The following is a 20,494-nucleotide window of genomic DNA, read 5'->3' as shown; positions in this document are numbered from 1 at the left end:
GGCCTGTCGGGCAGCTTACACTCCACGCCCGGTATTTCATTGCGGTGTGCGGTTTCGCCATCGCCTGCTTCGATGGACATTGCGACCTCCCTGCTTGCCGTGGCCGTGGCGTATGCCATCGGTTCCTTGTCGTTTGCAGTCATCGTCAGCCGCTTCATGGGGCTGGACGATCCACGCTCCTACGGCTCGGGCAATCCGGGTGCCACCAACGTGCTGCGCTCCGGCAACAAGGTCGCCGCGCTGCTGACGCTGGCCTTCGACGCGCTCAAGGGCTATGTGCCGGTGGTGCTGGCCATGCTGCTGGCACCTCGCTTCGGCTGGGGCGAACTGACCATCGGCCTGGTGGGCCTGGCGGCCTTCATCGGCCACCTGTGGCCGGTGTTCTTCCGCTTCCAGGGTGGCAAGGGCGTGGCCACCGCGGCCGGGGTGCTGATGGCGCTGAACCCCTGGCTGGGCCTGGCAACGCTGGGCACCTGGGTCATCGTCGCGGTTTTCACGCGTTATTCGTCGCTGGCGGCCATCGTCTCCGCAGCTTTTGCGCCGTTCTACCAGATGCTGATCTGGGAGGTCTCGCCGCTGCTGCTGGCCATCACCGTGATGAGCCTGCTGTTGATCTGGCGCCATGGCGCCAACATCCGCAAACTGATGAACGGGACCGAATCCAGGCTGGGCCAGAAGGCGAGCGCGGCGACCGCTGCTGCGGCCACCGGGAAGAAGCCCGCGCATCCTCGTCCGCACTCGCACACCAAAGGAAAGCACTGAAATGATCCAACGCTACGAAGTCGGCGCCCGCATGTCCGAGATGGCCGTGCACAACGGCGTTTGCTACCTCGCCGGTCAGGTGGCCGAAGACGGCTCGCAGGACATTGGGGGCCAGACCCGGCAAGTGCTGGCAGCCATCGACGCGCTGCTGGTGAAGGCCGGCACCGACAAGACCAAGATCCTGCGCGCGCAGATCTTCCTGGCCGACCTGGCCGACTTCCCCGGCATGAACGCCGTCTGGGACGCCTGGGTGGTCGCCGGCAACACGCCGCCGCGTGCCACCGTGCAGGCCGCACTGGCCAAGCCGGAGTGGAAGATCGAGATCGTGGTGACCGCTGCGCTCTGAGCTGCGGGTCTCTCGACCATGAAAAAAGGCCTGGGTTCTCCAGGCCTTTTCCATTTCAGCGCCTCACTCGGGCGCGTGACAGACGGCTTCGATGTTGTGCCCGTCCGGGTCGCGCACAAACGCACCGTAGTAGTTCGGGTGGTAGTGCGCGCGGACGCCGGGGGGCCCGTTGTCGGTCCCGCCCGCAGCCATCGCTTCACGGTAGAACGCGTCGACGATGGCGCGCGAGGCCACGCGGAAGGCAATGTGGATCGCCGGCACATTCGGCGTACCTTCGGCGATCCAGAAGTCCGGTTTCGGCGGCTCGCCGAAACCCGCCACCCGGGTGCCCACCAGCTCGGCCGGCATCTCCGCTAGCAGCTGGTAACCCATGGCGCCCAGCGCCTTCTCGTAGAACGCCTTGCTGCGGCCGTAGTCACTGACGCTGACGCCGGTGTGGTCGATCATGTTGGTTTGCTTCCCTGTGTGAATGGATGAGGGCGTGGCACTGGCGGGCTGGGCCCGTCTCGCCTACTCCAGCGAGGCGAGGAAGGGTTCCTTGCAACCGCCGAGCTTGAGGTATTCCTTGGTGATCTTGCGTGGATAGACCTTGCGGCCCAGGAACATCGCCACGATCAGGCTCACCAGTCCCCAAGACAGCATGCCGATGCCAGGCAGTTGCTGGCCACGCGCGAGCAGGCCCACGCCCAGGCACAGTGCGACCAACGCGATGGCCATGGCCACCCCCACGCGCCGCTTGCGGCGGCTGGCATGGGCCTCGCAAAGCCCAGGCGACACCACAAACGACTTCCTGGCCAGCAAGCCGACGACCAAGTAGATCAGGATGTTCAGCGGGATCAGCAGATACAGCCACGGGCTGTGCCAATACAGCTTCTTCGACTTGACCGGCGTTTGCGCGGCCGAGTTGCAAATGATGCAACGTTGGGGAAGGTCGAAACCGACCGGCACGATGACCGATTTGCCTTTGCGGACGCAATCGGTGGTTTTGCGCTCGGTCTCTATCGTCGGGGGCGCAAATGGATTGAACTGGGGTTCTTGCATGGCAGCTGTCTTCTGGATTTGACCAACGCAGGCCTCCTCCTGAAATCCCTGAGGCCAGCGACTGTGGCCGTTGCAAGGTAGGCACTGGCCGCGGCGGATTCTGCCGCCACCCCAACCAAGCGCCAAGCATGCTGCGGCAGCGGCCGGCAGGGTGGCGTCTACAACCCCAGCTTCGCCGCGTCCCCGCGCCCCTCGCGCACGATGACGGGTTCGTCGCCGCTGAGGTCGATCACCGTGGTTGGCTGCAGCGGGCAGGCGCCGGCGTCCACCACCGCCTGCAGCTGTTTCTCGAAGCGCGCGCGGATTTCGGCCGGTTCGTTCAGCGCTTCGGTTTCGCCGGGCGGGATGAAGGTGGTGGCCAGCAGCGGTTGGCCGAATTCGGCCAGCAGGGCTTGCAGCACCGTGTGCTCGGGCACGCGCAGGCCGATGGTGCGGCGGGACGGGTGCGAGACCCGGCGCGGCACTTCCTTGGTGGCTTCCAGGATGAAGGTGAACGGGCCTGGCGTGGCCAGCTTCAGCAGGCGGTACTGGCGGTTGTCCACGCGGGCGTAATTGGCGAGTTCGGACAGGTCGCGGCAGAGCAGCGTCAGGTGGTGCCTGTCGTCGACCTGGCGGATGCTGCGCAGGCGCTCGGCGGCGGCCTTGTCGTCCAGGTGGCAGACGAGGGCGTAGCTGGAATCGGTGGGCACGGCGGCCACGCCGCCGGCATGCAGCAGCTGAGCAGCCTGCTTCAGCAGGCGCAGCTGCGGGTTCTGCGGGTGGACCTCGAAGTACTGGGCCATGCCGATATTCTCGCAGCGCCGGACGGCCCTTTTGACGGTGTCGTCAATGCCATCCACATACCGATGTGGGTGTGTGGCCTGGCGGGCCGGGCCAACTCAAGCCGCGGCCATCGGGTCCGCTTGATGGGCTGCCAGGCGCGGCGCCCAGAGCGACCAGATCGGCGTGACCTTGCCTGGCAGGTCCGGCAGCGTACCGAGTGGCACGCGGCTCTCGCCGGGCGCGTGGAAGTCGCTGCCGCGCGAGGCCAGCAGGTCGAACTCCAGCGCCATGTCGGCGTATTTCACGACCTCATCCGGGAAATGGCTGCCGCAGGTCACTTCCACGCCGCGGCCACCATGGGCCTGGAACTCGCCGAACAGCGCGAACTCCTCGGTCGGCGAGAAGCGGTAGCGGGCGGGATGGGCGATGGCGGTCACACCGCCGGCTTCCTTGACCCAGCGCACGGCCTCGCCCAGTCCCGCCCAGCGGTGCTCGACAAAGCCTGGCTTGCCTTCCTTCAGGTAGCGCGAGAAAACTTCCTGGATCGAGCTGCAATGCCCGTTGTCGACCAGGAAACGGGCGAAGTGGGTGCGCGAGACCAGCTCGGGGTTGGCCGCGTATTTGATCGCGCCTTCGTAGGCGCCCGGAATGCCGGCGCGGGCCAGGCTTTCGCCCATGTCGCGGGCGCGCTGGTGGCGGCCGGCACGCAATTCGGTCAGGCCCTGGACCAGGCTGGGGTGGTGTTCGTCGAAATCGAAACCGAGCACGTGCACGGTTTCGCCAGCAAAGGTGACCGAGATCTCGACGCCGGTGACGTAGGCCATGCCCAGGGCCTCCGCAGCGGCCCTGGCTTCGGCCTGGCCAGCGAGTTCGTCGTGGTCGGTCAGGGACCACAGCGCCACGCCACCCTGGTGGGCGCGCTGGGCGAGTTCGCTGGGGGAGAGGCTGCCGTCCGAAAAAATGGAATGGCAGTGCAGGTCGGCGTTCAGTAGGTGCACTGCAGCATTCTAAAAAACTCCGCCGCCCGTCTGCGGCGTCAGGGTCAATTCCGGCTGCTCATTTCGGGGCTTCGGCGGTGTAAATGCACGCGCCTTCGGTGCTGCGCATCGCCTGCACCAGGTCGGTCCGGCCAATGTCCTGCCAGTAGGGCTGCGCCAGGTCCACCACGGCCACCGGCAGCGGCAGCTGGATCTTGGCCTCCAGCAGTTGGCTCCACTGCGCCGGGTCCGGCTGCAGCAGCGCGTGCGAGCGCTCGATGACCATCAGGTACAGGCTCCAGCCGCGCACCTGCGGGCTGGTCTTGCGCAGCAGCCAGGCCTTGCCTACGGCCGGCTCGGACTTCAGCAGCGCCAGCGTGTCGGCCAGCACGCGGGCGCTGAGGCGGGTGTGCAACTGGGCCGCGGTGCTGGGCAGCGTGCCGGTGTGGCGGCTGCGCAGGCCGGTGGGTGCGACTTCCAGCTGCTGTTCGCCCTGGAAGCTGCGCAACACCTTCTCGGCCCGCTCGGCCTCCAGCGCCAGCTCGCGCAGGCGGGCGCGCACAGGCTTCAGTGCCTCGAAATCCTCGCGCTGTTCCAGCACCATTTCCAGCCGCTGCGCGGCCGGCAGCCGCCAGTGGGGGTCTGCCGCCAGGGCCTGCGTGTACTGCAGGCTTTCGCGGCCTTCGTTGGCCAGGCTTTGCAGCAGCTCGATGGCTTCGGCTTGACTCGGTGTCGGGTCCGGCCGCCTGCCGCGCGGCTGCACGGCAGGTCCATGGTCCAGCAGCGCACAGGCCAGCAGGTAGCGGGCCTCGCCAATCGCGTGGTGGCGGGCCATCGTCAGCCGCAGTGGCGCCAGCGCGGCGCCCGGGCCTTGCACCTGTCTCGCCAGCCGGGCCCAGAGCAGCAGGTCAGCCAGTGGCAACGGTGCGTTGGCATCGGCATCGGCCAGCTCGTGCAGCAGGCGCTCACGGCGGCGGTGGGCAGCATGTTGCGCGCGCCACTCGTCGGTCACCTGGTGTCGCCAGTCGGCGTCCAGCATGTCGATCCAGGGCTCCAGGCCGCTGCCCAGCAGCACCTCGGCGGCGCTGCGGGCCGGCACGGCCGGCACTTCGACTGGCGCGGGCAGGGCGGCCGGTGCGTCGGCCTCGTCGCCCGTCTGTCCTTGCAACCAGGCCACGCGCTCGCGCAGGCTGGGTTCCAGCGCGCGCTGGGCGGGCAGCGCTTTCAGTGCTTCGGCCAGCCAGCGGCGTGCGGCCGGTTGGCGCGGGCTGTCCTTCAACAGCACGCGCAAGCCGCGCAGCGGTGCGGCGTCCGGTTCGGGCACGCGGGCGGCCTGTTCCCACAGGCGTGGCCAGAAGTCCTGGTCCAGGTAGCGCTGCTGGATTGCCAGCGCCAGCGGTGCCTGCAAGGCGGCCTGGGCGCCGGCCACCTGCACCGCGCAGGCGTCTGCCGCGCGCTGGTGCAACTGGGCCAGCACCAGCGCGCGGGCTTCGAACCCGGGGTAGAGGTGGCGGTAGAACAGGCGCCGGGCCAGGTCCGCACCCGGCGCACTGAGCCGGGCGGGGCGCTGAGCCGGCGAGAGGCTGGCCCAGCGCTGGTGCAGCCGGAAGATCCAGGCCAGGCGCGGTTCTACGCCGCGGCCCTGGTGGGCGAATTCTCGCGCCAGCACACCGGCCAGCTGCGGGCCGTCCAGCGCCATCAGCAGCGGCAGGCCCAGGCGCAGCCGGCGCTGCGGCCAGCCCAGCAGGCCCAGGCGCGGCGCTTCCTGCAGTTCGGCCTGCAGGCTGCTGTCGAGCTGCACGGCCAGCGGCGGGTTGCGGTGCTGGCGCCAGGCGGCGATGGCGCGGGGCAGCAAAGGCTGGGGTGGCGCGCCGGCCGGGCGAGGTGGTGCAGGTGGCGGTGCGCCGCGCAGGCGGTCCACCAGCGAAAACAGCCGCGGCGCCTGGTTGCGCGGCAAGGTCTTGCCACCGGCAGGCAGCGTTTGCGGCCACACCGCGCTGGCCAGCGTCCAGCCCAGCAGCAGGCCCAGCAGGCCGACCAGCGGCGGCCACAGCGCTTCGTCCATCCACCAGCCGGCCAGCGCGGCGGCCATCGCCAGCACCGCCAGCACGGCCGGCAGCGCAAGCGCCAGCCAGGCGCCCAGCGCCCAGGCCGTGGTGGCCTGCACAAAGGCGGCCGGGTTGTCGCGGCAGGCCAGCTCATGGCGGGCGACCTGCTGGCGCAGCGTCTGTTCCGGCGGCGGCCTGCGCGCACCCAGGCTGGCGCTGCCTTGCGTGTGTTCCTGCACGGTCAATCTTCCTTTGCGGCGTCAGGCGTGCTGCGCCGCTTTTTGGCGGCCCCCTGTGCCGCGCCGCTCCCTTGCGACGTGGCCGGTGCCGTCCCCAACGTGGACTGATTCTGGGGCCGGCAAGTGGCCCACGCGCAAGTTTGTTCGACCATCGGTGGCTGGGCCCGGCCCGGCGGTTGGCCCCGGCTTACCCGACTGGGTGACCAAGGTCGGCTCACCTATCATGCTCGGTTGCGCCCACAAGGCACACCCATTTCCCTGACGTTCCCATGAAGATCGAGCCGCTTGTTTCCCCGTCCACCGCCGAGCTGAAGGCCGCGCTGCAGTCCTGCGAGACCGCCAGGAGCGGCGGCAAGCCGACGCGGCTGGTCGAATGCGCATTCGGCGACTTCACTTCGGTGGCCCGCGGCAAGCTGGTGCACGCCGACGACTTCACCGGCATGGGCGGCTGCCGTGCGCCCTCGGTGGTGATGGGGCTGACGCTCACCGCCGGCGAGCCGGAAGCCGTCTTCGGCCCCCTGCTGCCGGACAGTTACGACGACATGCACCTGGTGCCGGACCTGCGCACACTCAGCGCCCGGCCGGGTCGCCCCGGCGAGCTGACAGTGCTGTGCGAGCCCACCGGCGCGCTGCGCTCGGCCACCGGCATGGTGGACGCTTCGGCCTATTCGCCCCGCGCCGCCCTGCGCGCCGTGCTGGCCCGGCTGGACGCCGCCGGCCTGCAGGCGCTGGTGGCACCGGAGCTGGAGCTGTTCCTGCTGGACCGCGACGCGCAGGCCCGCCTCAGCGCGGCCCGTGCGCATGGCGGCTCGCTGACCCGCGAGCGTGCCTGCGAGGCCTTGTCGCTGGAGCGGCTGTCGCACTTCGAGGCCTATTTCGACGAGCTGTACGCCGCCTGCGACCTGCTGGGCATTCCGGTGAACGGCCATGCCCACGAATCGGCGCTGTCGCAATACGAAGTCAATTTCCGCCACGGCGAGCCGCTGGCCCAGGCCGATGCGGTGTTCCGCTTCAAGCGCCTGGCCCGTGAGATCGCCGCGCGCCATGGCTACCTGTGCAGCTTCGCGCCCAAGCCCTTCCTGGACGAGCCTGGCACCGGCATGCACTGGCACTTCAGCGTGCAGCGCCAGGCGGCCGACTGGCCGCACCTGTTCGCCGAGCCGGCCGGGGCCGACAGCGCCGCGCTGGCGCACTTCGTGGGCGGCCTGCAGCGCGCCGCACCTGCGGCCATGGCCTTCTTCTCGCCGCACGACATGGGCTACGACCGCATCGCGCTGAGCAATGCCTCACCGTCCCACGCCAGCTGGGGCCATGAAGACCGCTCGCTGGCCTTCCGCATCCCGGCCTCCGGCGCCAGCGCGCGCCGCATTGAAAACCGCCTGCCCGGTGGCGATGCCAACCCCTACCTGACGGTGGCCGCCACGCTGGGCCTGGGCCTGCTGGGCCTGCAGGCGGCCGAGCCACCGATGGATGACAGCGACGAGCTGCTGCGCCTGCCACGCAGCCTGCCCACCGCGCTGGACGCGCTGCATGCCAGCCAGGCCCTGCGCGAACTGCTCGGCGACCCGCTGGTTAACGCCTTCATCGCCATCAAGCGCCACGAACACGCCGAACGCGCCGCGCTGGCCCAGCCGCGCGAGCAGTGGGACCTGACCCACCTGCTCGAACTGGGCTGAGAGGCTGAGGCGCGGTTCTCGGGTTCAGCTGCTCATGCTGCGCCGCTCTCCACGCCCTTGAAAACCAGTGCCATCGACAGCTTGAGGTCAATGCTGCCAAGCACCAACTCACCGGTCCCGGTCTGGTCGGTCAGCAACCAGGCGCCGGCCTCGGCCAGGGTGAAGACCTCCACCTGGCGCTTGGTCGTGTCGATCAACACGTACTCGCGCAGTGAAGGCAGTGTGCGGTAGAGGATGAACTTGTCCCGCTTGTCGTAGCCCCTGGTGCTTGGCGACAGCACTTCGATGACGAGCTTGGGGTCGGTGATGGTCTGCTCGTCGCCGGCCTCGGCCTTGCCGCAGGTGACCATCACGTCGGGGTACAGGAAGCCCTCGGAAAGTTCTGCCTTGACGTTCTCGGCAAAGACCTGGCACGGCGTGCCGTCCAGGTGGTCGCCGATGCGGCTGGCCAGGTTCAGGATGACCCGGTTGTGGCGCAAGGTTCCGCCGACCATGGCATAGGTCTCGCCTCGGTAGAACTCATGCCGTTCCGGCTGTTCCTCCTCCCAGGCGAGGAACTCTGCCATCGTCATCTTGTGCAGTGGCATGCCCATTCGCGTGGCCCTCATGGTTGGAAGTCACTGAGCCCCAGCATAGCGCGGCCCTGAACCTCTCATCAAGACAGACTGAGCCCGGGCCGCGGCAACGCCAGCCACTCGCGCACGCTGCGGCGTTGCCACTGCCGCGTCGCATAGGCCGCCAGGTGGGCCGGCACCGGGTCGCCGTGCATTACCAGCCGGTTCAGCATCAGTGCCAGGTCCAGGTCGGCCAGGCACCACTCGCCGAACAGGTCGTCGCTGTGGCCGTGCAGCAGCGTGTCCGCGACGCTGAACAGCTTCTGCGCAGCCGCTTCGGCTTCGACCGACAGCGGGGCACGGCGCTGGGCGAAGAAGATCACTTCGGTGGGGCGTTCGACGCGGATCGGCATCAGGTCGCTGCGCAGCCAGGCCTGCACCTGGCGAGCGTGCGCACGCTGCCGCGGCGAGGTGGGGTAGAGGGCAGGGCCTGCGGCGGTGTCTTCCAGGAACTCGGTGATGGCCGAGGACTCGGCCAGGTTGAAGCCATCGTCCTCGATCAGCGTGGGCACGCGCTGGGTCAGCAGCGTGCCGGCCAAGGTCGCGGCCTTGTGGGCGTCTGCGCCCAGGTCCACGGTGTGCATCTCGAAGGGCAGTCCTTTTTCATGCAGGGCCACGAAGACCGACATGGCGTAAGGGCTGGCGTACTGGGCATCGACGTAGAGCTGGCGCATCAAATGGCGCGCGGCGCCCTGGGCGCCGCGTCTGTCAAAACGGAGGGAAGGCCAGCGTAGCACCGGCAGCCCTCGCGGGCGGCCAGTGCTTTGCCTGCCTTTCAGCGCCCGCGGCCGCGCAGCAGGCCGTCGGCCCGGTCCAGTGCCATGTTGCCGGCGCGGCCGTTGGCGGTTGCGGCGGTGGGCAGCACGGTGCTGCCCAGCGTGGCGCCGCCCAGCGTCGGCCGCAAGCCGGTCATGCCCAGGCTTGGCTTGGCGACCGTCATCGAGCTCACCACGCCCGGCTTGATGGCGCGGCCGAAGCCGCGGCGCAGCGTCATGGCGTCGTCGTCGGCCGCCGCAGCAACCGTTGCGGTTGCCACAGGCTTGGCCACCGTGACAGTCGAGGCGATGCCCATGGTCGGCCTGGCCGTCGTGGTGGTCGTCGGCGCACCAGCGACAGCCGGCGTGAGCCAGGACAGCAGGTAGCTGATGTCCGTGCCCTTGGCCGCGCTGGCGGTCAGGCTGAAGCTCAGCACCACGCTGTTGGCCCCGGCATTGAAGCTGCCGAGGCTGACGGCGCTGTCGGTGAAGAAGGTCTGCGCCGAGGCCAGCGTGGTGAAGGTGTTGCTGAGCAGCGTGGTGCTACCGCTCTTCACCGTGAAGCTCAGCGAATCGAAGCCGCCGTTGTAGCTGGTCATGCCCAGCAGGCCCAGGCTCAGCGTGCGCGTGTCCGACAGCGAGAAGCCGTAGGTCGTGCTCGACGAGTAGGTGCGCGTGCCGCTGGCGCCGCCGCCATAGTTGGCGCCAAACGAGCCCAGGCCGAGCGTGGTGCTGCCACCGGACAGCGAGGCCGCCACGTTGGGGTGCGAGGACAGCTGGGCGTTCAGCGTGGCGGCGCTGGGCGAGCCGTTGGCATAGGCAAACGACTGCACACCATTGCTGCCGCCGCTGAGGTTGGGCATGTTCAGACCGACGGCGGTGCGGTAGGCCGACTGGGTGTTGGTCACCGTGGCGCCCGAGACATCGGCCGCGGCCGTGCTGCTGATGCTTTTTGCGCCATTGGTCACCGTGCTGTTGGCGGTGGCGGTGCCGCTGGCGCCATTGGCGTTGGCGACAGCGTCCAGGTCGGCCGCGGCCAGGCCCTGGCTGGTGGCCGTGGAGGTGGCCACGCCACCCACCGCGTTGGCGTTGCTGACCGCGTGGGCATAGCCCGAAGCCAGGGTTTCCTTCGCGGTGGCCGAGGCGGTGGCTGCGCCGACGGTTGCGCCGCTGCCGCCATTGGCTGTGGCGGTGGCGGTAACTGAGGTGGTGGCAGTGGCGGTCAAGGTGCTGGTGGCCGCGCCGCCGGCTGCCGTGCCCTGGCCCGCGCCGCCGTTGGCCAGCGTGCTGGCGGTCAGCGGTGCGCCAACGCCGGTCAGCGTCAGCGTGCCGACCGTCTTGGCCACCCCGCCGGCACCACCGGTGCCGGAGCTGGTGCCGCCGCCCGCGCCGGCACCGGAAGACAGCGCGATGGTGGCGCTGCTGGCGCTGGCGTTGCTGAGGGTCAGCGTGGATGTCGCGTTGCCGCCCTTGCCGGCTGCGGCGGTGTACGAATAGCCGCCCGCGCCGCCCGCTGCGCCCTGGCTGAGGTTCAGCGTGCCGTTGGTGCTGCCTGTCACGGCGTCGGTCTCGGTGACCGCGCCGCCGGCGCCGCCCTTGGCGCCATTGAAGCCGGTGCCGCCAGCGCCGCCGGTGGCACCGGCGCTGAGGTTCAGCGTGCCGTTGCCGGCGGTGCCGCTGGCCACTGCGGTGGCCGCCGCGCCGTTGCCTGCGGTGCTGCCGCTGCCGTCACCATCGCCGCCCCGTCCGCCGTAGGCCGTGGCCTGGCTGTACATGGTGGCCGAGCCGCCGCTGGTGCCGCTGGCCGTGGCGCTGCCCACGCCGCCGACCGCGCCGCTGGCCCCGCCGCCGCCGTAGCCGCCGGTGCCGCCAGTGGCGCCAGCGCTGACGTTCACGCCGCCGGTACCGGTGACCGCGGTGCTGCTGGAGGTGCCGGTGCCGCCCGCACCGGACACCTTGCCGGCGCCGCCGGCACCGCCGCCGTTGCCGCCGGTGGCCGAGGCGCTGACGGTGGCGCCGTTGTTGTTGATCGTGGTGCCGCTGCTGGTGGCGGTGGCTGCGCCGCCCTTGGCGCCGGCCGCGGCATTGGCGCCGCCGCCATTGCCGCCGGAAGCGCCGGTGCCGATGTTCAGTGTGCCAACGCCGGTGACCGTCTGGCTTGCGGTGGCCACGCCGCCGATCGCAGCGGTGCCGGACGAGGCGCTGCCGCCTGCTGCCGCGATCGCGCTGGTGCTGACCGTCAGGCTGCTGGCCGTCGTGTCATTGACCGTCTGGCTGCTGGTGGCCGCGCCGCCTGCGCCGGCCACGCCAGTGTCGACATTGCCGCCGTTGCCGGCGTAGGCGTTCTGCGTCAGGCTCAGGGCGCCGCTGGTGCTGCCGGTGGTGGCATCGGTCAACGTGGTGCTGCCGCCCTTGCCGCTGTTGGCGCCTGCGTAGCCAATGCCGCCACTGCCGGCATACGCCCGGTTGGTCACCGTGACGCTGCCGCCGCCGGACGCGCCGCTGGCCACCGATACGGCACCCGAGGCACCGTCGCCCGCCTTCTTGCCGGCGCCGTTGCCGGAGCCGCCGCCGCCCGAGGTGGCTTGCGCCAGCACGTTGATCGTGGCCAGGCCGACGCTGCTGCCGTTGGCGGTGGCCGAGGCGGTGCCGCCGATGCTGCCGCTGGCATTGGTGGCGCCGTAGCCGCCGCCGCCGCCATTGGCATAGACGGCGAGGTTCAGCGAACCCAGGCCGGAGGCGATGCCCTTGGCAACCGCAGCGGCGCCGGCAGCGGAGGTGCCGCTGGTGGTCGAGCCGCCGTTGCCGCCGTTGGCATGCAGCGTGGTGTCGAACAGGCCGTTGCTGGTGCTGTTGAGCGTGAGGTTGCTGGTGGCCTTGCCGGCCACGCCGGCCGCTGCCTCGTAGGAGTAGCCGCCGCTGCCGCCGTTGGCGGTCTGGCCCAGGGTCAGCGCCCCGGTGGTGCTGCCGCTGGTGGCATTGGTCTGGGTGACTGCTGCGCCTGCGCCGCCTGCCGCGCCGCTGTAGCCGGTTCCGCCCGAGCCGCCACTGGCGGTGACGCCCACGCTGACCGGCGCGCTGCCGCTGGTGCCGGAGCCGCTGGCAGTCGCCGTGCCGCCGTTGCCGCCGGTGAAGCCGGCGCCGCTGGCATAGCCGCCGGTGCCGCCGCTGGCGCCAACGCTGATGCCGGCACTGTGGTTGGTGGTGGTGGTGCCGCTGCCGCTGCTGGTGGCTGCGCCGCCCAGGCCGCCGTTGGCGGTGCCGGTGCCCGAGCCGCCAGTGCCACCGGTGGCGCCCACGTTCAGGCCCAGCGCGCCGACGCTGTTCAGCGTGCTGGCCGCGGTGGCCGCGCCGCCGGCCGCGATGTTGCCGGTGCCGGTGTTGCCACCCGCGCCGGCCGTGGCGCCGATGCTGACCGACAGCGCATTGGCCGCCGTGTCGCTCAGCGTGAGGCTGGAACTGGCGGCGCCGCCCAGGCCGGCATTGCCGCTGTCGGTGCCGCCGCCGTTGCCGCCGTAGGCGTTCTGCGTCAGGTTCAGCGTGCCGGTGGTGCTGCCGCTGACCGCGTCGGTCAAGGTGCTGCTGCCGCCCTTGCCGCCGGTGGCGCCTGCGTAGCCGATGCCGCCGCTGCCGGCATAGGCGCGGCTGGTGACGTTGACCGTGCCGCTGCCGGAGGCGCCGCTGGCGATGGCGGTCAGGCTGGACGAGCCGTCGCCGCCCTTTTTGCCCGCGCCGTTGCCGTAGTTGCCGCCGCCGCCCACGGCCTGCGCCAGCACGCTGACGGTGTTGATGCCGATGCTGCTGCCGCTGGCCGTGGCCGAAGCGCTGCCGCCGGATGCGCCGGTGGCGTTGCTGCCGCCATAGCCGCCGGTGCCGCCGTTGCCATAGACGTTCAGGTTCAGTCCGCCCAGGCTGGTGGTCGTGCCCTTGGCGACCGCCGCACCGCCGGCGGTGGCGGTGCCGCTGGTGGTCGAGCCGCCGCCGCCGCCATTGGCGGTGACCGTGGTGTCGAACTGTGCGCTGCTGGCGTTGACCGTCAGGTTGCTGGTGGCCTTGCCGGCGATGCCGGCGGCGGCTTCATACGAATAGCCGCCGGTGCCGGCATTGGCCGTTTGGGTCAGCGTCAGGCCGCCGGTGGTGTTGCCGCTGGCGGCATTGGTGGCGGTGACCGCTGCACCTGCGCCGCCGGCCGCCCCGCTGTAGCCGGTGCCGCCTGCGCCGCCGTAGGCCGTGGCGGCGACGCTGGCGGCCGCGCTGCCGGTGGTGGCGCTGCCAATCGCGGTGGCAGTGCCGCCTGCGCCCGCGGTGAAGCCGGCGCCGGTGGCAGTGCCGCCTGTGCCGCCGTAGGCATTGATGGTGCTGCCGGCGGTGTGGTTGTTGATCGTCGTGCCCTGGCCAGTGCTGCTGGCGTTGCCGCCGGCACCGCCGCTGGCTGCGCTGCCGGCACCGCCAGTGCCGCCCGAGGCGCTGATGTTCAGCCCCAGGCTGCCGACGCTGGTGGCGTTGCCCGTCGCCACACCGGCGCCGCCCGCGCCGGCCGTGCCCGAGGTGGTGGCGCCACCCACGCCGCCCGCGGCGCCCACGGCCACCGAGAGGTTGCTGGCGGCCGTGTCGGTCAGCGTCAGGTTGGACGTGCCCTTGCCGCCAAGGCCTGCCAGCGCGGTGTCGCTGCTGCCGCCGTTGCCGCCGGTGGCGCTCTGCGAAAGGTTCAGCGTGCCGGCGGTGCTGCCGGTGGTGGCGTTGGTCAGCGTCTGGGCCGCGCCTGCGCCGCCATCGACGCCTGCACTGCCGGCGCCACCGCTGCCGCCAAAGCTGCGGGTGGTGACGTTGACGGTGCCGACGCTGGAGCTGCCGCTGGCCGTGGCGCTGGCGCTGCCGCCATCGGCCGAGGTGGCGTCCGTGCCATTGCCGCCGCCGCCGTTGCCGCCATAGGCATCGGCGCGCACGTTGACGGTGTCGCTGCCCATGCTGGTGCCGGTGGCGGTGGCGCTGGAAGTGCCTGCGCTGCCACCGCTGGCGCCGGAGGCACCGCTGCCGCCGGAGCCGGCCGCCGAGGTGGTGAAGACATTGATCGGGCCGAAGTCGGACACGGCCGCGCCGGTGGCGCTGGCATTGCCGCCGTTGCCGCCGGTGCTGCCGCTGCCACCGGCCGAGCCGCCATTGCCGCCGTTGGCCGTGGTGGTGGCGCCTGCGGTGTGCTGGTCCACGGTGGTTGCCGAGTTGGTGGCCAGCGCGGCGCCGCCAGCGCCACCGCCGGTCAGGCTGCCGTTGCCCCCATTGCCGCCAGTGGCCAGTACCGTCACGCCGAGTTCGCCCACCGCATTGAAGTTGCCCTTGGCCGTGGCTGCGCCGCCTGCGCCCGTGAAGCCGATGTTGGCCGCGCCGCCGGTGCCGCCGTAGGCCTGCTGGGTGACGCTGAGGCTGGAGGCGGCGCTGTCGCTGGCCGTCAGGTTCGAGGTGGCCGCACCACCGGTGCCGCCTGCCCCGCCACCGGTGCCGCCGCCATTGCCGGCGTAGGCCTGCTGGACCAGCGTGATGTCGCCGCTGGTCGTGCCCTTGGTGGCGTTGACCAGGTTGACCAGGCCACCTGCGCCGCCGTCTGCCGTGCCGCTGGTGCCGCCGCCCGTGCCGCCGAAGCCTTGCACCTGCACGCTGACATTGCCGCGGCCGGACTTGCCGATGCCGGTGGCCGCTGCGGTGCCGCCGTCGCCCGAGACCTGCACGAAGCCGCTGCCCGAAGTGCCGCCGCCATTGCCGCCATAGGCCCGCGAAAGAATCGACAGGTTGGACGCGCCCTTGGCAGTGCCGGTGGCCGAGGCGGTGGCATTGGCGCCGTTGGTGGCGTCGACGTTGGCCTGGCCCACGCCGCCCACGCCGCCTGCGGCGAGCACGTTCAGCGTCAGGCCGCCCTTGGCCGTGATGTTGGCGGTGGCCGTGCCGGCGCCGGCGCTGCCCGCCGTGCCGCCGGAGGTGCCGCCGCCGTTGCCGCCGGTGGCGTTGAGGCTCACCGTGAGCGCGTTGGCCGTGGTGTCGTTGACGGTGAGCGAGCTGCTGGCTGCGCCGCCGTTGCCGCCGCTGTCGCCATACGAGAAGCCGCCCGAGCCGCCGGTGGCGTTCTGGGTCAGGCTGAGGTTGCCGGTGGTGCTGCCGCTGACGGCATTGGTCAGCGTGGTGGCGGCGCCATTGCCGCCGTCGGAGTTGGTGTTGCCGGTGCCGCCGGAGCCGCCGGTGGCGGCGGCGAGCGCCGCAGCATCGCCGCTGGCTGACTGGGCCACGGCGCTGGCGGTGGCGGTGGCGCCGTCGCCTGCCTTGCCACGTGAGGCCGCGCCGCCGTTGCCACCAAGGCTTTGCGCATCGGCCGAAGCGGTGGCGCTGCCGATGCCGGTGGCGCTGGCCGAAGCGGTGGCCGCGCCGCCTTTGCCGCCGGCCGCGCCCAGGCCGCCGCCCACGCCACCGTTCGAGCCTGGTGTGCCCGGCGTACCGCCCTGGCCGCCATAGGCGCGGCTGATGGCCGCTGCGTTGCCGGTGGCCGGCGTGGTGTTGGCAACCGCGGTGGCCGCGCCGCCTGCGCCGCCCTTGCCGGCATTGCCACCCGGCACGCCGGCGGAACCCGCACCGCCATTGCCGCCGGTGCCGCCAGTGCCGCCGGTGGCGGTCGAGGTGTTGCTGTTGTCGCCGTTGGCCGGGTTGGTGGCATTGGCCGCCTGGCCGTTGCCGCCAACGCCGCCGTCACCGCCAGGGTCGGTGCCGGCCGTGCCGGTGGTGCCGTTGGAGCCGGTCGTGGTCACGGTGGTGGCGGCCGCAGGTTGCAGCGCGATGCCGATGGCCAGCGGCACCAGCAGTGCGCCGATGGCCGACCAGGTGCCGGCCTCGGCCAACCGCGTCGAGTTCCCCGCACGCCAGGCCTGGATGGCATGCGCCAGTGCGCCCAGCTTCAGGCTTTGCGGACGGCGCTGCGGGTTGCTGGCGCGGGAGGTGTCGGAGAAAGCTTGCATGAATCGCTCCAGGAGGGAGTGGGGCACTGGGGCCGCGGCGAAGCCCGGCCACCCGATGCGGTGGCCGGGCCTGGCGGCAGCGTTTGATTGAATGAAGAGGCGCGCGAAGGCGCGCACGAATGGGAAGGCGCGCACGAACGGGCGCATGCAGGCCGATGCGGCCATGAGCCTGCAGGGTGGCCACGGGCTTGCCGCAGCTGGGTTGGCGCGCCGCGGCTTATTTCCTGTCCCCGAAGAAGTACAGGCCGGCGGCCAGCACGAACAGCACCGCGCCGGCCGTGATCAGGCCGTACAGCAGCAAGTGCTCGCCGGCCGTGAGGTAGACCACTGCGCCGTGGGTGTTCAGCGGGTACGAGGGTTCGCCGGGCGGTGGCGAGGCGGCGCCGGTCGAGGCGTAGCGCTGCCAGACGAAGAAGGAACAGCACCACAAGCCCAGCGCCAGCAGGCCGCAGATGATTTTCAGGGATCTGAGCATCGGCATCCTTGTGTCGGCAGGCATTGTTCAGAAGGGGTGCACCCAGGTGTAGGTGGCGCCGGCGGTGCCTGAGACAGGGGTGCCGCCGCCCACGCCAATGAAGCCGTTGCCGCCGTAGATGTTGCTGCCGTCGGAGCCCTGGCCGTAGTAGCCCTCGGCACCGCCGATGACACCTTCGCCGCCGGAGCCGCTGACCGAGGCGAACGGGCCGGCCAGGTCGCAGATCGTCTTGGCATTCGAGCCGCCGAACTGGATGCCGATCGAGCCGCCGGCCCCAGCGCCCACGCCACCGCCACCACCGCCGTAGAAGCCCCAGTTGGTGCCGTCGAAGGCAATGCCGGCAAAACCGCCGCCGCCAATGCCCACCGGGCCGATCAGCGGGATGTTGACGCTGCCGGAGATGCCGATGTTGATGGTCCACAGGCCCAGCGGGTCGATCTGCGAAGCCGGGTTGCCCTTGACGTAGCTGTACAGGTTCACGCCACCGTTTTCGGCAATCGGGTCCCGTGAGAGCCAGCGGCCGGCCGCCGGGTTGTAGGCCCGGAAAGGCGTGAGGTAGAGGCCGCTGGTGGCGTGATAGAACATGCCGGCGTAGCGGAAGTCGGTGGAGGTCGGCGTGCCGCCGGTGGCCACCGAGTTGCCGTAGGCGTCGTAGTCCAGCGAGCCCTGCACGGCACCGCTGGCGACGTTGGTCACGTTGCGCACCGAGCCCAGCTTGTCGCGGTTGTAGTAATACTTGGCCGAGTTCGCCGGGCGGAATTCGCCTTCGGCAAAGTAGCGCCGGGTCACCGCGTCGCTGCCGTCGCGGGCCTGGCACAGCACCATGCCGCACCACAGGAAGCGGGTCTCGGTGACGGTGCTGCCATTGGTCTCCAGCATCGCCACCCGGCGGCCCATGCCGTCGTAGCGGAATTCGCTCTTCAGCGCCGCGTTGTTCTTGTAGAGGATGGTGGCCAGTCGGCCGGCGCCGTCCCAGGTGTAGGTGCGCTTGCCGTCGTCGGTGATGTTGCCGGCGCTGTCGTGCGTCACATTGGCGCCGGCCAGCTTCAGCAACTGGTTGTTGACGCCGAAGGTGGCGGTGGAGGTGGTGCCGCCGGGCAGGGTCAGGCTGGTCAGGTTGTCGGCCGCGTCGTAGGCGTAGGCAAATGCATCGCCAGGGGAAACCGACATGGCGGTGAGCCGGTCCGCGGCGTCGTAGGCTGGGGTCCAGCCGCGTGCCGCGCCGGCAATCGTGGTGTCGGCGATGGCGGTGACGAGGGCCTGGGCGTTGCTGGTGTACTGGAAGCTGCGCGTGCCCAGGCCGGCGATGCTGCTCAGCCGCCGGTCCAGCGTGTTGTTCTCGTAGCCGAAGGTGGTCTTGGCCTTGGTGCCCACGGCCACGGTCAGCGGTGCGAAGGTGTTGCCCAGGTAGCTGTAGGCCAGTGCGCCCAGCGCGTTCTGGCCGCTGCTCACGCGGCCCAGCGCGTCGAAGACGATGCTCTCGGCATTGCCCGCTACCGTGCGCTGCTTCACCCGGCCGAGTTCATCGTAGGCGTAGGCGATGTCGTCGTTGGCGTAGGGCCCGTCTTCACCCGTCAGTTGCAGTGCGCCCAGGCTGCCCACGGCGCCGTACTGGTACTGGGTCGTGCCAGTGCCGTCGCTCATGGACTTCACACGCGGGAACACCGTGTCGTAGCTGAACTTGACCGTGGCCGTGGCAACGCTGCCGCCGCTGTAAGCGACGCTGGCGATGCGGTCGTCCTTGCGGTAGGTCAGCGTCTGGGTGCGGCCGGTCGCGTCCACCCGCGACTTCATGCGTGCGCCGTAAGTCTCCCAGTTGAAGGTGTCGACACTGCCGTCGGCAAAGGTCTTGCTGGTGACGCGGCCTTGAAGGTCGCGCTGCCAGGTGGTGACATTGCCCTTGGCATCGGTCAGCGTCTGCAACTCGCCATTGCGGTAGCGGCCGATGGAAACGGTGTGCAGCAGCGGATCGGTGACGCTGCTGAGCGCGCGGTTGGCGTCGTGGCCGTAGCTGGTCACGCGGCCCAGGCGGTCGGTGTAGCTGCCGAGGTCCAGCTTGTCGTAGGCGTACTGTTCGCTGCTGCCGTCCGGGTAGGTGGCGCTGAGCATGCGGTCCAGCGCGTCATAGCTGTAGCCGATGACGTGGCCTTCGGAGTCGGTGCGGGAGGCCACCCGGCCGAAGCCGTCGTAGGTCAGCGTGACGCCAGCGACGGCATTTGGCAGCGTGATGCTGGTCAACTGCCCCAGCGCGTCGTACTGGTAAGTCCAGACCTGGCCCAGCGGGTTGGTCTTGGTGAGCAACTGCCCGGCCGGGTTGTAGGTGTACGTCGTGACCTGGCCCGCTGCGTCGGTGGTGGTCAGCGGCAGGTGCCGCGTGTTGAAGGTCGCCTGCGCCGTGACGTAGTAGTTGCCGTTCTTGTCGCGCACCCGCACCCGGGTCACGTCGATGCCGTTGCCATTGCCGTAGGTGTACTGGGTGTAGCGCCCTTCAGGATCGGTCACCGAGGCCGGGTTGCCGGTCTGGTTGTAGAGGAGGGTCGTCAGCTGCGTGCTGCCATCGTCCAGCACCCGGCCGATCTGCCAGGGCTGGTTGTAGGTGCCCGAGGTCAGCCCGCTGTCGTTGGGCGTGCGGAACCACAGCCGGCCTTCCAGCGGGTTGACGGTGGACGCCATCGCGCTGGACGAATAGCTGAAATTCACCATGTCGTGGTACCAGTGCTGCACCCTGGCCTGGGTGTAGTCACCGGCGGCCAGCTGGTAGGCGTGCTTGTCCCAGTAGAAGGTGTTGCGGTAGTACAGGTACTGGTTGTCGTTGTCCATGCCCGCGGGCATGCCGCGTGGGTCCGAATACGGCATGCCAGGCGCCGACTGCTTGGACTCCACCCGCTCGGTGTAGCCCAGCGGGTCCGTCATCTCCAGCACCCGGTCCGGCCCGCTCTCGGAGGCCGTGAAGGTGCTGGCACCGTAAGGCGTCGTCAGCTGCGTGATGAAGCTGCCCGCGTCATAGGTCATCGTCGAGGCCAGGCCCAGCACGTCGGTGATCTTCTGCAGCCGGCCCGAAGCGTCGTAGACGATGGCCGCAAAGCGGTTGAACGGATCGGTGACCTTGGTCACCTGCAGCGGGAAGCTCGCATTGCCATAGGCCAGCTTGGTGATGCGGCCCACCGCATCGGTCAGCCTGGTGACCCGCATGCTGCCGTCATAGGTCAGCGTGACCGCATTGCCCTGCGGGTCCAGCACCTGCGTCAGGAACACCCGGCGCGGGTAGACGGTCGCCCCATCCGGGCTGGCATATACCTCCACGCTGCCGTCCTTGAAGCTGCGCTCGTAGCGCACCGGGCTGGCCGAGACCATGCGCAGCAGCGAATAGCCCGCCGGCTCGTGGGCGAACTTGCCGGTGTTGGCCGAATAACCCGTCTCGTCATAGGCGCCGCCCCCGCGCACATAACTCATCGTGTTGACCCCCGGGCGCCCTGGCACGTCCACCACGTAGGCCAGCCAGTTGTGGGTCCACTTCGGGCCCAGGTTGCCGAAGGTCGGCAGCGTCGGCTGGCGAGCCTCGCGCTGGTTGTAGGTCAGCTGGAAGAAGACATCCGGGCCGACCGCCGGCCGGTAGCCCACCGGCGTGTCCGTCAGGTTCAGGCTGACGTTCATCGAATGCGCGTTGTAGCCGCACATGCCGGCATTGCCGCAAGGCGGCTTCTCCTTCGGGTCGTCCGGCCGCGTGGCGTTGGGATCGCCCGAGTTGGTGTAGCCCATGCCCCGCACCTGCGCGGCCTCGGCCACCGTCACCGGCCGCCAGCC

General features: G+C 70.5%; 13 protein-coding genes. 3 read left to right on the top strand and 10 right to left on the bottom strand.

Annotated elements, in window-relative coordinates; translation table 11 throughout:
- The first annotated feature begins 72 nt into the window (after window positions 1–72).
- Together plsY and LRH25_RS19810 are read left to right on the top strand one after the other, a co-directional pair.
- A complete protein-coding gene (plsY, locus tag LRH25_RS19815; RefSeq protein WP_141289293.1) occupies window positions 73–762 on the top strand; it encodes a glycerol-3-phosphate 1-O-acyltransferase PlsY in 690 nt (229 codons plus the stop codon).
- 1 nt (window position 763) lies between these two features.
- On the top strand, window positions 764–1,108 hold the full coding sequence (locus LRH25_RS19810) for a RidA family protein (RefSeq protein ID WP_141289292.1): 345 nt from the start codon (window positions 764–766) through the stop codon (window positions 1,106–1,108).
- A gap of 63 nt (window positions 1,109–1,171) precedes the next feature.
- Here the strand turns inward: LRH25_RS19810 and LRH25_RS19805 are convergent, their stop codons facing one another.
- From LRH25_RS19805 to LRH25_RS19785, 5 genes are all read right to left on the bottom strand, one after another.
- On the bottom strand, window positions 1,172–1,555 hold the full coding sequence (locus LRH25_RS19805) for a VOC family protein (RefSeq protein ID WP_141289291.1): 384 nt from the start codon (window positions 1,553–1,555) through the stop codon (window positions 1,172–1,174).
- Between the two features lie 63 nt (window positions 1,556–1,618).
- On the bottom strand, window positions 1,619–2,149 hold the full coding sequence (locus LRH25_RS19800) for a hypothetical protein (protein ID WP_141289290.1): 531 nt from the start codon (window positions 2,147–2,149) through the stop codon (window positions 1,619–1,621).
- A gap of 158 nt (window positions 2,150–2,307) precedes the next feature.
- Window positions 2,308–2,931 carry an L-threonylcarbamoyladenylate synthase gene (locus tag LRH25_RS19795; protein ID WP_141289289.1) on the bottom strand — a complete coding sequence of 208 codons (624 nt, stop codon included), beginning with the start codon at window positions 2,929–2,931 and terminating at the stop codon, window positions 2,308–2,310.
- Window positions 2,932–3,027: 96 nt separating this feature from the next.
- Window positions 3,028–3,909 (bottom strand): 3',5'-nucleoside bisphosphate phosphatase, encoded by an 882-nt coding sequence (locus LRH25_RS19790; protein WP_141289288.1) that lies wholly within the window; start codon window positions 3,907–3,909, stop codon window positions 3,028–3,030.
- 58 nt (window positions 3,910–3,967) lie between these two features.
- Complete coding sequence (locus LRH25_RS19785; RefSeq protein ID WP_231012019.1) at window positions 3,968–6,175, bottom strand: hypothetical protein; 2,208 nt, start codon at window positions 6,173–6,175, stop codon at window positions 3,968–3,970.
- A gap of 269 nt (window positions 6,176–6,444) precedes the next feature.
- Here LRH25_RS19785 and LRH25_RS19780 point away from each other — a divergent pair, with 269 nt between their 5' ends.
- Complete coding sequence (locus tag LRH25_RS19780) at window positions 6,445–7,851, top strand: glutamine synthetase family protein (RefSeq protein WP_231012017.1); 1,407 nt, start codon at window positions 6,445–6,447, stop codon at window positions 7,849–7,851.
- Window positions 7,852–7,883: 32 nt separating this feature from the next.
- Here LRH25_RS19780 and LRH25_RS19775 read toward each other — a convergent pair whose 3' ends face one another.
- The 5 genes from LRH25_RS19775 to LRH25_RS19755 all read right to left on the bottom strand — a co-directional run.
- Entirely contained in the window at window positions 7,884–8,438 is a 555-nt protein-coding gene (locus tag LRH25_RS19775; RefSeq protein WP_231012016.1) for a Uma2 family endonuclease, read from the bottom strand.
- A 68-nt stretch (window positions 8,439–8,506) separates the two neighbouring features.
- Entirely contained in the window at window positions 8,507–9,139 is a 633-nt protein-coding gene (gene yfcF / locus LRH25_RS19770; protein WP_141291601.1) for a glutathione transferase, read from the bottom strand.
- Window positions 9,140–9,240: 101 nt separating this feature from the next.
- The gene (locus tag LRH25_RS33175; protein ID WP_310742438.1) at window positions 9,241–16,215 is read right to left on the bottom strand and encodes a hypothetical protein; all 6,975 of its coding nucleotides are present in this window, start codon (window positions 16,213–16,215) and stop codon (window positions 9,241–9,243) included.
- 217 nt (window positions 16,216–16,432) lie between these two features.
- Window positions 16,433–16,690 carry a hypothetical protein gene (locus LRH25_RS19760; RefSeq protein WP_141290265.1) on the bottom strand — a complete coding sequence of 86 codons (258 nt, stop codon included), beginning with the start codon at window positions 16,688–16,690 and terminating at the stop codon, window positions 16,433–16,435.
- A gap of 27 nt (window positions 16,691–16,717) precedes the next feature.
- Window positions 16,718–20,494: RHS repeat-associated core domain-containing protein (locus LRH25_RS19755; protein ID WP_231012015.1), on the bottom strand; the 3,777-nt coding region annotated here is incomplete at its 5' end.

The organism is Ideonella azotifigens, from assembly GCF_021043325.1.
GTDB lineage: Bacteria > Pseudomonadota > Gammaproteobacteria > Burkholderiales > Burkholderiaceae_C > Ideonella > Ideonella azotifigens.
The sequence above is the reverse complement of the archived record's forward strand: the minus strand, read 5'-3'. Positions and strand labels throughout refer to the sequence as shown.